The 13,899-nt window shown below is 63.5% G+C and carries 11 protein-coding genes; 5 read left to right on the plus strand and 6 right to left on the minus strand.

What is annotated here, in order from left to right:
• Positions 1-116 precede the first annotated feature (116 nt).
• The 3 genes from ABIC09_RS35145 to ABIC09_RS35155 form a co-directional block, all read right to left on the minus strand.
• Positions 117-992 carry a GNAT family N-acetyltransferase gene (locus ABIC09_RS35145; RefSeq protein WP_354112112.1) on the minus strand — a complete coding sequence of 292 codons (876 nt, stop codon included), beginning with the start codon at positions 990-992 and terminating at the stop codon, positions 117-119.
• 36 nt (positions 993-1,028) lie between these two features.
• Positions 1,029-2,009, minus strand: a complete 981-nt coding sequence (locus tag ABIC09_RS35150) for an amino acid--[acyl-carrier-protein] ligase (RefSeq protein ID WP_354112113.1) — start codon at positions 2,007-2,009, stop codon at positions 1,029-1,031.
• 78 nt (positions 2,010-2,087) lie between these two features.
• Positions 2,088-3,302, minus strand: a complete 1,215-nt coding sequence (locus tag ABIC09_RS35155) for an acyl-CoA dehydrogenase family protein (RefSeq protein ID WP_354112114.1) — start codon at positions 3,300-3,302, stop codon at positions 2,088-2,090.
• A gap of 356 nt (positions 3,303-3,658) precedes the next feature.
• Here ABIC09_RS35155 and ABIC09_RS35160 point away from each other — a divergent pair, with 356 nt between their 5' ends.
• The 3 genes from ABIC09_RS35160 (at position 3,659) to mtnA (ending at position 6,046) form a co-directional block, all read left to right on the plus strand.
• Entirely contained in the window at positions 3,659-3,931 is a 273-nt protein-coding gene (locus ABIC09_RS35160; protein ID WP_148754344.1) for a phosphopantetheine-binding protein, read from the plus strand.
• Between the two features lie 111 nt (positions 3,932-4,042).
• Positions 4,043-4,918, plus strand: a complete 876-nt coding sequence (locus ABIC09_RS35165; RefSeq protein WP_354112115.1) for an S-methyl-5'-thioadenosine phosphorylase — start codon at positions 4,043-4,045, stop codon at positions 4,916-4,918.
• Positions 4,919-4,936: 18 nt separating this feature from the next.
• Positions 4,937-6,046 (plus strand): S-methyl-5-thioribose-1-phosphate isomerase, encoded by a 1,110-nt coding sequence (gene mtnA, locus ABIC09_RS35170; protein WP_354112116.1) that lies wholly within the window; start codon positions 4,937-4,939, stop codon positions 6,044-6,046.
• Between the two features lie 120 nt (positions 6,047-6,166).
• Here mtnA and ABIC09_RS35175 read toward each other — a convergent pair whose 3' ends face one another.
• On the minus strand, positions 6,167-6,802 hold the full coding sequence (locus ABIC09_RS35175; protein ID WP_354112117.1) for an HAD-IA family hydrolase: 636 nt from the start codon (positions 6,800-6,802) through the stop codon (positions 6,167-6,169).
• A gap of 110 nt (positions 6,803-6,912) precedes the next feature.
• Here ABIC09_RS35175 and ABIC09_RS35180 point away from each other — a divergent pair, with 110 nt between their 5' ends.
• Both ABIC09_RS35180 and ABIC09_RS35185 read left to right on the plus strand, forming a co-directional pair.
• Positions 6,913-7,671: a S1 family peptidase gene (locus ABIC09_RS35180; protein WP_354112118.1), complete on the plus strand. Its 759-nt coding sequence runs from the start codon at positions 6,913-6,915 to the stop codon at positions 7,669-7,671.
• A gap of 122 nt (positions 7,672-7,793) precedes the next feature.
• On the plus strand, positions 7,794-9,296 hold the full coding sequence (locus tag ABIC09_RS35185) for a flavin-containing monooxygenase (protein ID WP_354112119.1): 1,503 nt from the start codon (positions 7,794-7,796) through the stop codon (positions 9,294-9,296).
• A gap of 145 nt (positions 9,297-9,441) precedes the next feature.
• Here the strand turns inward: ABIC09_RS35185 and ABIC09_RS35190 are convergent, their stop codons facing one another.
• Positions 9,442-10,368 (minus strand): response regulator, encoded by a 927-nt coding sequence (locus ABIC09_RS35190; RefSeq protein WP_354031427.1) that lies wholly within the window; start codon positions 10,366-10,368, stop codon positions 9,442-9,444.
• Positions 10,352-13,723 (minus strand): hybrid sensor histidine kinase/response regulator, encoded by a 3,372-nt coding sequence (locus ABIC09_RS35195; protein WP_354112120.1) that lies wholly within the window; start codon positions 13,721-13,723, stop codon positions 10,352-10,354. The genes ABIC09_RS35190 and ABIC09_RS35195 overlap by 17 nt, the downstream gene beginning before the upstream one ends.
• Between the last annotated feature and the right edge of the window lie 176 nt (positions 13,724-13,899).

Consider the following 13,899-nt stretch of genomic DNA (forward strand, 5'->3'; position numbering starts at 1 on the left):
TTCAGCCACTGAGCGTATCGAAGAGGCGGGAAAATTCCCTTAAGCGCCGTAGTTTACGGAGGGTGACTACCAATGCGAAGTGAGCGCATACCGGCGTCTAAGCGCAGCACCCTGTGCTACGGCCCGTACAGCACGAGTTCCGTATCCGTGAGGTCGGCCAGCCGCGGGCGGTGCGGACCCCTAAAATATTTGCGGCCACGGCGCTCGGTATAAACACCGACAAGGCCGGGGATGGGCTCGTTCGAATCGACGATCACCGAGATCTTGCCAAGCCGCAGCAGCAGCCGGCCAATGCGGCCGGCGCAGGCGGCATATTCGGCGGCACTGCGGCAGTAGATCAGCTGCATCGCCGGCGGTGCGATGAAACCGCGGCGGATGCGCACCGGTTGCAGGATGAAGGGGAAGACTCCTTTCGGCGTGCGGCAGACCAGGCTGAGGCAATTGTAGCGCGCGTGCCGGGTCAGCAGCTCGGTCTCCTCGTCGGAGAGCCCTTCGATCTGCTTGATGTGCTGCGAGATGACCTCGATCTTGCTCCAGCGCGGGGCGCGCGACAACGCCGGCACCGAGAAGAACAGGCCGCGGCAATAGGCGCGAAAGCCCTGCGTCTCGATGATCGGCCAGGTCCAGACGGCCGGGCTGATGTTGAGATAGGTCACGTGCTTGTGCCGCTGCGCGATCTTGGTCAGCAGCGGCGCGTAATTGCGGTAGGCCGGCTCGACATACCAGCTCGATAGATTGCAGTGGATGGCGATCTCCTCGCCATCCTTCCGCGTCGTGTATATCAGCAACAGCACGCCGACCGGCGTGCCGTCATTGTCGAGCATGTAGCCGAAGCGCGGATAGCCGTCCGGCACCGGCCGGAAGGCCTGCCGGCGCAGTCCCTGGATCCAGTAATTGCGCGAGCGGCCGACGAAGCCACGCGTCAACAGGTCCGCGACCGCATCGACGTCGGCTTCGGTGATCTCGCGACATCGGACCTTGGTGTGGATCACGCTCGTCTTACCCGTGGAAATGATCGGCCTCTTGCCTTAGCGCCAGCCTTCGCCGTGGGCATCCGCCGCGACCCGCGACTGCATGCCCAGAATGTCCCGCACCTTGGCGGGCCACGCGGAGAGATCGGTGCCGTGGGTGTGGAACATCGCGACCGCGAGCCGGTCCATGCCGAAGGCGACGCAACCGGTGTGCGCGGGCTCGCCATTGGTGTCCTGGATGTCCCAGGTCGTGCCGAAATGTTCGCGGTGATAGTTGAAGCTCATGCAGGCGGTTGGTTGCTCTTCGGAGCGCAGCGGGATGAGCAGCTCGAACTTGAGTTGCTGCTGTTTCTGGCTCACCGCCTTCATCTGGCCGACGCGGCCGAAGAAGGGGTCGCTGGCATAGTCGACGCGGAAGGTCAGGCCGAGATCGGTCGCGATTGCCTGCGCGCGCACCATCCAGCGCTCGCGGAAATCGGCGACGTCATCGGGGGTGCCGATGCAGACATATTCGCGCATCCGGAACGATTGCAGCCGGTCGAGATGCTTTGACGGTTCGCGGCGGAAGCAGTCGGCCGCGACGTCGAAGCGCAGGCCGCCCTTCGGCAGCTGGCCGCGGCTTGCTGCGATCGGATACACGGGATAGCAGGCCGCGGGCGACAGCACGAGGTCGGCCGGCGAGAGCGACGAAGTCCAGTCACCACCGGCATCGAAGCGGCTCACCGCGGCGTTGATCTCGCGTTCGGTGCCATGCAGGCCGCAGACGCAGCCGAGCAGGTTCGGAAAGCTCTTGAGGTAGCCGGATTTCTCCAGCTGGGCGCGGCTCATCACCGGCGGGAAGCGCATCACCTCGGTGCCGGCTTCGCGATTGCTGGTGATCAGCGCGGCGAGCTTCTCGACGATACCCTCATAGAGCGCGGTACGGGCGTAGACGCCGTCCGAGCCCATGCGATGGAACAGCTTTTCGGCGAGATGATCGAGCGGATCGACGATCTGCGGTGCAGTTTCGGGCGAGTTGGGGAGAACAGCAATGTTCATGTTCGACTTCCTGTTATCGGCAATTATTCTTGTTGGTCTCGAAAGCACGTCAGTCGGGAAGATTTGTCAGAAGGCTTGTTAGTCACGAAGGCTTGCCGGAATGCCGCTCATCAGGGTCGAGGTGGCGGCATTGGCGAGAATACGGTCGTTGTTGATCATGATCGGCGACGACAGCACGTCGCGCAGGTGGCGACCCATGGTGAACTCGCCGTCGTTACGGTAGCCGGACAGGCCCGCGGTGCGCATCGCATGCATCACGGTTTCGACCGCGAGCTCTGAGGCCTGCACCTTCAACAGCGTGATCGAGGACTGGAAATCCAGCGAGCCGAGCGCGCGCTCGTCATGCTCGGCGCGGGCGAAGGCGTCGAGGTTGGCCGATATCAATGCGCGCAGTTTGGCCAGCGACATTTTCGCGGCGGTGAAGTGCGCGGCCGCGGGCGGCATCTGACCGCCGGAGCTGCGGGCCGCCTTGCGAACGAACGCCTGCGCACGCGTGACCGAAGCAGCGGCAATGCCGGCCCAGGCCGACGACCAGCACAGATGCGCGAACGGCGTCATGGTCTGGGCATGGATCTTGTCATAGGCTTCCGGGAATACGCGGTCGGCGGAGCAGTCGACCTTCAGCTCGAAGCCGGTCGAGCAGGTGCCGCGCATGCCGAGCGTTTCCCAGCCCTGCGTCTGCTTCAGCGAATAGTCGTCCTTGGCGAGCGCCAGCAGCACCTGGTCGGAAGCAGCGGCCTCGGTGGCGCGGCGGGCGATGGTGACGAGGCCGTCGGCCTGGGCGCCGTAGGAGATCACGGTGGCGTCGCGCACCAGCGAGACGGTGTCGCCGGCGTGGTCGACCGCGGCCGCGCTGGCGCGGATGTTGCCGCCATTCTGGCCTTCGGTGGTGGAGGAGGCCAGCAGCCACTGGTCTCGGGCGACCCGGCGCATCATGGTTTCCATCCAGGGAATGCCGTGACCGTGGCGGATCACGCAGGCGACCTTGGTCGTATGCATCGCGTAGATCATCGCTGTCGAAGCGCACGCGCGTCCGAGCGTGTAGCAGATGTCGGTGACGTCGTAGATCGAGGCGCCGAAGCCACCGAATTCGACCGGGATCATAACGCCCAGCAGCTTCTGCTCGCGCGCGGCATCGAAAGCGTTGTGAGGAAAGCGGGCGTCGCGATCGACGCCGTCGGCGTCGGCCGCTGCCACGGTGGCGGTGCGAGCCGCACGCTCGATCAAGGAGGGGCCTTCGAGAAGGCTCGCTTGGGTCTCGTCGACAGTCAGGACTGCTTCACGCACGTTCATGCTCGTCCGCCTCCGTTTCGTCGTTCGAGACCGCAGGCATCATTTGCGATGCCGTTCGCAATCATCCGACCATCTTTGCTTGTGATTGGAGGCTACGGATTTAATTCAAATTCGTCGATGAAATAGAAGGTAAACGAACTGCAATTCCGAACGAACAGTTAAGGCCCGGTTGTTTGCATCGCCGAAAGTCCGGGTGTCGTGTTAGGGTTTTGGAAGGAGCCGGAATTTCGGACAATCTGACTCATCGTTTACTAAGAAACGCGAAGTAATGGTGACGCCCATTGCGGGGCCGGCCCGTCGTGCCCATCGTACCCGGCAACCGGTCCGACCTTTTATAGACAGATGGGAATTTGCCGATGCAGGCCTTCGATACCGATTTGCGCAATCGCATCACCAAGCTGGTGAAGGGCATCCTCGCGCAGAACGCGCTCACCGCCAATGTCACGCCGTCGACGAAACTCGTCGATGCCGGCCTGACCTCGATGGACATGGTCAATCTGATGCTCGGCGTCGAAGCCGAGTTCGACTTCACGATTCCGCAAACCGAGATTACGCCGGAGAATTTCCAGTCCGTCGAGACGCTGGAACGCATGGTCGCCACCCAGCTGCAGCCGGCGACGGCGGCCTAAGTTCGGCGCAGGCTTCTTTCGGCCCGGCAAGACCACAGCACCCGTTCCAAAACTGCCGCAAAACTGGCATAGCTTAACCATGTCGCGGGTCGCGAACGGGGTGGAGCAGGCATGACGCAGGCGGTATTGGGCATCATCGGCGGCTCCGGCATCTACGATTTGCCGGGTCTCGAGGGCGCGCACGAAGAGGTGATCAAGAGCCCTTGGGGCGAGCCGTCGGCGCCCGTGCGGCGCGGTACCATCGCAGGCCTGCCGATCGTGTTCCTGCCGCGTCATGACAAGGGCCACCGCCTGTCGCCCTCCGACATCAACTACCGCGCCAATATCGACGTGCTGAAGCGCGCCGGCGTCACCGACCTGATCTCACTGTCGGCCTGCGGCTCCTTCAAGGAGGAGATGCCACCCGGCACCTTCGTTCTCGTCGACCAGTTCGTCGATCGCACCCACAAGCGCGAGAGCTCGTTCTTCGGCAAGGGCTGCGTCGCGCATGTCTCGATGGCGCATCCGGTCTCGCCGCGGCTGCGCATCCATCTGGTCGCGGCGGCTGAGGCCGAGGGCATCGCGATCGCGCGCAGCGGCACCTATGTCTGCATGGAAGGGCCGCAATTCTCCACCTATGCGGAAAGCATGACCTACAAGACGCTGGGCTATTCCGTGATCGGTATGACCAACATGCCCGAGGCAAAGCTCGCCCGCGAGGCCGAGATTTGCTACGCGACCGTCGCGATGGTGACGGATTTCGATTGCTGGCATCCGGATCACGACGCTGTCACCGTGCAGGATATCATCCGCGTGCTGACATCCAACGCCGATAAGGCCAAGGCGCTGGTGGCCCGCCTCGCCAAGGATTTTCCGCGCGAGCACGAGCCATGCCCGATCGGTTCGGACCGTGCGCTCGACACCGCGCTGATCACCGCGCCTGAGGCGCGCGATCCCGAGATTCTGAAGAAGCTCGATGCGGTGGCGGGGCGCATCCTGCGCGGTTGAGACGAAAGGCAGAATGCCATGAAGGTCGACGGCAAGCATTTCCGCAGCATCTGGCGCGAGCGCGACGGCTGGTCGGTCGGCGCGATCGACCAGCGCCGGCTGCCACATGAGTTCATCATTGCGAAGCTGACCTCATGCGGAGACGCGGCAGTTGCGATCCGCGATATGCTGGTGCGTGGTGCGCCGCTGATCGGCGCGACGGCGGCTTACGGCATGGCGCTTGCGATGCGCGAAGACGCCTCCGACGCCGGCCTGGCGCGCGCTTACGAGACGCTGGTCGTGGCGCGGCCGACCGCGATCAATCTGAAATGGGCGCTGGACGAGATGCGCGCGACCCTCGCGCCGATCGACCCGGTGGAACGTGCGGAAGCAGCCTACGCCCGCGCCGACGAGATCGTCGAGCAGGATGTCGAGATCAACCGCGGCATTGCCGCCAACGGTTTTGCATTGATCGAGGCGATCGTCGCGAAGAAGAAGCCGGGCGAAGTGGTGAACGTGCTGACCCATTGCAATGCCGGCTGGCTCGCTACCGTCGACTGGGGCACCGCGACCGCACCGATCTATCTCGCACATGAGCGCGGCATCAAGATCCATGTCTGGGTCGACGAGACCCGGCCGCGCAACCAGGGCGCCTCGCTTACCGCCTGGGAGCTCGGGCATCATGGCGTGCCGCACACGGTGATCCCCGACAATACCGGCGGACATCTGATGCAGCACGGCATGGTCGATCTCGCCATCGTCGGCACCGACCGCGTCGCCGCCAATGGCGACGTCTGCAACAAGATCGGCACCTATCTGAAAGCGCTCGCCGCGCATGACAACGACGTGCCGTTCTATGTCGCGCTGCCGTCGCCGACGATCGACTTCACCGTCAATGACGGCATTCGCGACATTCCGATCGAGCAGCGCAGCGGCGCTGAGGTCACCGACATGACCGGCCGCACGGCCGATGGCCGGCTGGAGACAGTGCGCATCGTGCCGGAGGGCTCGCCCGTCGCGAACTACGCCTTCGACGTGACCCCGGCGCGTCTCGTCACCGGCCTCATCACCGAGCGCGGCGTGCTGAAGCCGGATCGTGCTTCGCTCGCCGCCGCCTTCCCCGAGCGGATCGCCGCCGCGGCGGAGTAGGTTTGGTTAGGTGACCTCTCGCCACAGTCGTCATTGCGAGCGCAGCGAAGCAATCCAGACCGTCTCCGCGGAAAGACTCTGGATTGCTTCGCTGCGCTCGCAATGACGGAGAATGACGCGCTAGCTCAGGTTCAATCCGGTTGCGGCTTCAAGGTCTTTGATCGCCTGCGCGCCGCTCGTGACCTTGATCGTGGTCATGCCCATCTCGCGCGCGGGCTTTAAATTGACGCCGAGGTCGTCCAGATAAACGCATGTCTCCGGATCGATCTTCAGCGTCTCGACCATCAGCTGGTAAATGCGTGGGTCGGGCTTGCGCAGGCCGATCTTGGCGGATTCGACGACGTGGTCGAACAGCACCATGACCTCGGCGACGTAGAGTGAACGCCCGGTCATGCTGCCGATAGCGTTGGCCGGCAGATTGTTGGTGATGCAGCCGGTCTTGAACTGTGCCTTGATGCGCTTCAGCGCCTCGACCATTTCTGGACGCAGATCGCCCTGGAGCAGCGGCAGCACGTCGCGCCCGCGCACCTCGGCGCCGAGTGCACGCGACTCCGTGGCAAACAGCTTGTCGAAGGTATCGATATCGACTTCGGCGCGCTCGAACTTGGCCCAGGCGTTCTCCAGATGATTGGCGGCATTGGTGCGCCGGATGATGTCGAGGGGCAGGCCGCGCTCGGTCTCGTATCGCGCGAACGCCTCGAACGGCGAGCTCGTCAACACGCCGCCAAAATCGAAGATCACAGCCTCGATCGCCACTATCCTGCCCTCGTCAGTTCCTTTCCAAGAGGGCTAGCATGCGCTATCGGCAAGGGCCAGTCCGAAGCAATCCCGCGCCTGCACCCATGCTGACGCCAAGGCGTGTTCCCATGAAGAAGCTTGTCATTCTCACCGTAGCCGCGCTGACGCTCGCGACGCCGGCTCATGCCATCGTCGGTGGCGGCACGCCGCAAGCCGACGGCGTCGCGCGCGCAGTCGTTACCATCGTGGGCTCGCGCGGCAATTTCTGCACCGGCAGTCTGATTGCGCCGAAACTGGTGCTCACCGTCGCGCACTGCGTGCAGCCCGGCGCCGACTACAAGATCGTTGATCATGGCCCCGATGGCGCGCCACAGCTGCTGAATGTGCGAACTGTCGCGATCCATCCCAGCTTCAACATGCAGGCGATGCAGACGCATCGCGCCACCGCAGACGTTGCATTGCTGCAACTGGAAATTCCACTCAAGGGAAAATCGACGGTGCCGGTCGGTATGCCGAATATTCCAATCCCGGTTGGCAGCCGCTTCACCATCGCCGGTATCGGCGTCACCGTGCGCGGCGATGGCAAGAGCGGCGGCACGACGCGGGTTGCTGCGCTCATTGCCACGGGCCAGCCCGGCACGCTCCAGATCCGCCTGGTCGATCCCGTAACCAACGGTGTTCGCGACGGAATCGGCGCCTGCACCGGCGATTCCGGTGGCCCCGTGTTCGAGGACAAGCCGAGCGGTGCCGTGCTGGTCGGTGTCATCAGCTGGTCGACGGGCCCGAATGGTGCCGCCGGCTGCGGCGGATTAACCGGGGTCACCCCGCTGACGCTCTACCGCGACTGGATCTTGCAGACCGCGCGGAGCTGGGGCGCGGCGTTGTAGTTTGATCGCGACTTGATCTATGCCATTTTGCGGAGGAAGCGCGGTTGGGGACCATGCCCGTCGCGGAGGAAACGCGTTGCCCATCAAGGGCGACCTGAAAAAGACAAGGCATAGAAGCAACAATGAATGTCGCTGTTCGCAGTCACGCCACGGCCAAACAGGCTTCAGAACATTTCGACGTGCTGATCGTCGGTGCCGGCATCTCCGGCATCGGAAGCGCCTATCACGTCACGAAGCAGCTTCCCGGCACGAGCTACGTCATCCTGGAGACGCAGGCGACGTTCGGCGGGACCTGGAGCACGCATCGCTATCCCGGCATTCGCTCGGATAGTGATCTCCATACTTTCGGCTACAGCTTCAAGCCCTGGGTCGGGCCGCCGATTGCAACCGCCGAGGAGATCCTCGCTTATATGAACGAGGTGATCGACGACAACGATATCGCCCGCCACATCCGCTACAAGCACAAGATCAACTCGGCGAGCTGGTCGAGCGAGCAGAACCTCTGGACCATCGAGGCGGTGACGACCGACACCGGCGAGACAAAGACCTTCACCGCCAATTTCCTCTGGATGTGTCAGGGCTATTATCGCCATTCCGAAGGTTACACGCCGGAATGGAAGGGCGTGGACCGCTTCAAGGGGCGCATTGTCCATCCGCAGACCTGGCCGGATGATATCGATCTCAAGGCCAAGAAGGTCGTCGTGATCGGCTCGGGCGCGACCGCTGCGACGCTGGTGCCGAACATCGCAGATACATGCGCGCATGTCACCATGCTGCAGCGTTCGCCGACCTATTTCCGCCTGGGCCGCAACGCCATCGAGATCGCGGAGGAATTGCGGCGGCTCCAGGTCGACGAAGCCTGGATTCACGAGATCGTCCGCCGCAAGATTCTGTTCGAGCAGGATGCGTTCACAAAACTCTGCTTGTCCAAGCCGGAGCAGGTGAAGAAGGAGCTGATCGGCCAGATCAGCGCGGTCCTCGGCCCGGACTACGACGTCGAGACGCATTTTACGCCGAGCTATCGGCCGTGGCGGCAGCGCATCGCCTTCGTTCCCGATGCCGATCTGTTCAAGGGCATTGCCAGCGGCAAGGCCTCGGTCGTCACCGACGAGATCGAATGCTTCGTCGAGAACGGCATCCAGCTCAAATCCGGCAAGCTGCTGGCGGCCGACGTCATCGTCACCGCGACCGGCTTCAACCTCTCGGCACTCGGCGACATCGCCTTCGAGATCGACGGCAAGCCGCTCGCCTTCGGCGACACCGTGACCTATCGCGGCATGATGTTCACAGGCGTGCCGAATATGGTCTGGGTGTTCGGCTATTTCCGCGCGAGCTGGACGCTGCGTGTGGATCTCGTTGCGGACTTCGTCTGCCGGCTGCTCGGCCACATGAAGGCGAAGGGCAGCAAGAAGGTCGAGGTGAGCTTGCGCGCCGAAGACCACAACATGCCGATACTGCCGTGGATCGATCCGGAAAACTTCAACCCCGGCTATATCATGCGCGACATGAAGCTGTTGCCGAAGCGCGGGGACAAGCCGGAATGGCAGCACAGCCAGGACTACTGGACCGAGAAGGACGAGATCCCGAAGACAGATCTGGATGACGGGGCGTTTGTTTATGGGTGAGGGGACGGTTCGTGTAAGGCGTTTGCGCTTCTACGCGCTCAACTGTCGTCCCAGGGCGCGAAGCGAGCCCGGGACCCATACTCCCACGGAGAGGTTATGACACGGTTGGTTGAGTGTACGGCGTCTCAACTCATCCGCAGTGCGCTCACGAATTCCTTCGCGTCGCATTCGTGGCAATCGCTGCCGCCGCGGTCCGGTTCTCTACGCCTAGCTTGGAGTAGATCTGCTCCAGATGCTTGTCCACGGTGCGCGGGCTGAGGCCCAAGATCTGCGCGATGTCGCGATTGGTCTTGCCTTTGCTGAGCCAGACCAGCACCTCACCCTCACGGGTGGTGAGGCCGAGCTCGCTGGTGAACTCCGGCGGCAGCGCGGTGCCGGACTCCTTCGACAGCCGCAGCAGGAACTCGTTCGGCGCGGTCTCGCCCATGTAATAGAACCGGAGTTGCGGATTGTCGGGCAGGGAAGCGGCCTGCGACTTCGCGCTGCCCTTGCCTTTCGCCTGCTCCAACCATTGCAGCATTGACGCCGGCAGGACGAAGTCGTCGGCCTGCGCGCCGTGATGATCGGCCAGCAGCTTTTGCGCTTGCGGCGTCGCCCACAGGATGTGGCCCAGGCGGTTGGCCGCGAACAGGAAACGGCCGGAGACGTCGAGTGCAGTGCGCGCGCTCTGGGTCAGCCGCGCATTGCCGAGATGGACGCGGATGCGGGCCAGCATCTCCTCGATCACGATCGGCTTGGTCACGTAGTCGACGCCGCCGGCGTCCAGCCCGCGCACGATATGCTCGGTCTCGGCGAGGCCCGTCATGAAGATCACGGGGACATTGGCAAGGCCCGCGTCGCGCTTGAGTCGCCGGCAGGTTTCGAAGCCATCCAGGCCGGGCATCACGGCGTCGAGCAGCACGATATCGGGCGTGATCTGGTCCACGATGCGCATCGCGCTCGCGCCGTCGAGCGCAACCATCACCGTCATCCCGGCGCCGTCGAGCGCATCGGTGAGAAGCCGCAGCGTTTCGGGAGAGTCGTCGACAACGAGCGCGATGTCGCGCTTTTTCGTCTCAATGCTCATAAGCATGCAGTGTTTTCAATGTTGTCATGTACTGGTCGAGATCGAAGCGATCGACCAGCGATCGCATCTGGGCGACGAAGTCGGCATGTTCCGGATGCTCGCCGCCGATCTCGTCGAGCTTCAGCTGGATGCCCTTGACGTAGCCGATCTGGCCGAGCCCGATCAGCGCTTCGATGTGCCTGACCGGTGGCCGTGAGCCGCTTTCGGGGTGCCACAACGGCACGACGATCTCGTCGGAGCCATATTGCCATTCGATCTTGAGGAGTTGGCGGATAGTTTCCAGCAGCCGCGGGATGTCGATCGGCTTCATCAGATAGCCGTCGTGGAAGGGCTGTGCGAGCGGTGCGCCATGCGCCTCCAGCGCGCTCGCCGACACCATCAGGATCCGCGCCTGATGATGTCCGTTTGCGCGCAGTTGCTCCGCAACGGTCCAGCCATCCATGCCCGGCATCGAGATGTCGAGCAGGAACAGATCGGGCCGGCAATGCTGCGCCAGCGCAAGGCAGCCCGGTCCGTCGGCGGCGCTGAGCAGGATGAAGCCGAGCGGCGTCAGCACTTCGCGCAGGAGGTCGCGATGCACGGGGTCGTCGTCGGTGATGAGGATGGTCTTGCGCTGGCCGTGATAGCCGGAGACCGGGGCCTCCACCGGCGCGATGCGCCTGGGGTTGGTCACCTCCGACAGCAGCATCTTCACCTTGAAGGTGCTGCCGCGGCCGACCGTGCTCGCAACCTTGATGTCGCCGCCCATCACGCCGGCGAGCAACCGGCTGATGGTGAGCCCCAGTCCTGTGCCCGTCTGCGGTTGCGAGACTCCAAGCGCGCCGCGCTCGAACGGTGCGAAGATGCGTTCGAGATCGTCGCCCTGGATACCGGGGCCGGTATCGGTCACCTCGAATTCGGCAACAGGACTGCGGTAGTGCACGATAAACTGCACGCTGCCGATCTGGGTGAATTTGATGGCGTTGGAGAGGAGGTTGATCAGCACCTGGCGCAGCCGCTTCTCGTCGGCATAGACCACCGTCGGCAATGTCGCCGGCCGCCTGAACACGAAGTCGATGCCTTTGGCGCCGGCTTGAAGCCGGAACATGCCGACGAGCTGGTCGAGGAACTCGCTGAGCCGCACCTCGTCGCGGGACAGATAAAGCCGTCCCGCCTCGATCTTGGAGATGTCCAGGATGCCGTCGATCAGGCCGGAGAGGTGATCGGCGCTGCGGCGGACGACGCGGACCTGGTCGCGCGGCTTGGTGTTGAGCGTTGAATCCTGCTCCAGCAGCTGGGCATAGCCGCTGATCGCATTCAGTGGCGAGCGCAGCTCATGGCTCAGCCCCACCACATAGCGGCTCTTGGCGAGATTGGCGGATTCGGCGACCTCCTTGGCGCGCTGGAGCTCGGCATCGGTGCGCTTGTGCGCGTCGATCTCCTGGATCAGCAGCGCCGTCTGCCGCCGCGTCTCGGCCTCCGCGGCGCGGCGGCTCTGTTGCGCCAGCACGAACAGCCAGGCCACGACGCCGATGATGATGCTGAGCGAGAAAAACACCTTCCACAGCACGTTGGAGACAAGCAGGTTCTCGCCATGCACGCTCGCCGAGGTCTGCAGATAGATCAGCCCGAGCACCAGCGCGACGAGACCCGCCGAGACCACGAAGACGCCGATATAGTGGCCGAACTGCGAGTTGATGCGCGCATAGATCGGCTGCGGCAGGATCTTGCTGAGCGCGTCCGCAAATTGCACCTGCGCCCGCGCGTGCGGTTTGCAGAGGTCGTGGCAGCGTGCATCGAGCGAGCAGCACAAGGAGCAGATCGGGCCGGCGTAAGCAGGGCAGGACGTCATGTCCTCCGGTTCAAAACTGTGCTCGCAGATACAGCACTGGATCGACTCGATATTGGCCCAGCTCCGCTTCGGCTTGCGCGCGATGTAGAACTTTCCCTCGGTCAGCCAGGCGATGATCGGTGCGGCGACGAAGGCCACCGTCAGCGCGACGAAGGCGGCGAGCGCCTTCATGGTCGGCCCGAACAGGCCGTAGAACGCCGCGATCGAGACGATGATCGCGAGCGTCATCGCGCCGACACCGACCGGATTGATGTCGTAGAGATGCGCCCGCTTGAACTCCATCTGCGGCGGGCGCAGGCCGAGCGGCTTGTTGATGACGAGATCGGACACCAGCGCGCCGACCCAGGCAATCGCAACGTTGGAGTAGAGCGCGAGCGTCTGCTCCAGCGCCTTGTAGACGCCGATCTCCATCAGCAGCAGCGCCACCATCACGTTGAACACCAGCCAGACCACGCGTCCGGGATGGCTGTGCGTCAGACGGGAGAAGAAATTCGACCAGGCGATCGAGCCGGCATAGGCGTTGGTGACGTTGATCTTGATCTGCGACAGCACCACGAAGAAGCCGGTCAAGGCCAGCGCGAGATCCGGGTCCGACAGGACGTAGCGAAAGGCCACGACATACATATGTGCGGGCTCGGCCGCCTCTTCGGGTGGCACGCCGTGGCTCAGCGCGAAGAATGCGAGGAACGAGCCCGCCAGGAGTTTCAGCGCGCCGAGCACGATCCAGCCCGGCCCCGCGCTCATCAGCGCGATCCACCACGATGCCCTGGAGGTGCGGCGGTCGCGCGGCAGAAATCGCAGGAAGTCGACCTGCTCGCCGATCTGCGCCACCAGCGAGAACACCACGGAGGATGCGACGCCGAACAGCAACAGATCGAAATGGCCGCCGAGGTCGCCGTGCTCGCCGGCGAATTTGTGCCATTCCGTGAAGGAGTGCGGGCTGGCCCATGCAATCGCGGCGAAAGGCAGGATGTGCAGGACGACCCAGAGCGGCTGCGTCCAGAGCTGGAAGCGGCTGATCAGCGTGATGCCGTAGGTCACGAGCGGAATGATCGCGACGGCGCTGATGAGGTAGCCGATCGGGCGGGGGATGCCTAAGCACATCTCCAGCGCGGTTGCCAGGATCACCGCCTCGATCGCGAAGAAGATGAAGGTGAAGGAGGCGTAGATCAGCGAGGTGATTGTCGAGCCGATATAGCCAAAGCCGGCGCCGCGCGTGAGCAGGTCAATGTCGATGCCGCACTTGGCTGCATAATAGGCAATCGGCACGCCGCAGAAGAAGATGATGGTGGAGACGACGAGGATTGCGGCTGCGGCGTTGGTAACGCCGTAGTTGAGGGTGATGGTGCCGCCGATTGCCTCCAGCACCAGGAAGGAGATCGCACCAATCGCGGTGTTGGCGACGCGAGCGGCGGACCAGCGTCGTGCGCTTTTGGCGGTGAAGCGCAGCGCGTAGTCTTCCAGCGTCTGGTTGGCGACCCACTGATTGTACTGGCGCCTGACGCGGTCTATTCGCTGCCGCCCTGCCACTTATACCCCACTCCCGAACTCGTCCGAACCTCTCGTGAACTCGCAAATCCCGTACCAAAAGCCTACGTCGCTATTTTGCGGTGCAGTATACGCGATCTTGCGTATGCTTGCAGTGCACAAATTCGAGCCATCCTCACGGCACCAATCGCGTGTCCTCGAACAAACAGTGGGGTGCT

This window comes from Bradyrhizobium sp. S3.12.5 (assembly GCF_040548225.1).
Lineage (GTDB): Bacteria > Pseudomonadota > Alphaproteobacteria > Rhizobiales > Xanthobacteraceae > Bradyrhizobium > Bradyrhizobium cytisi.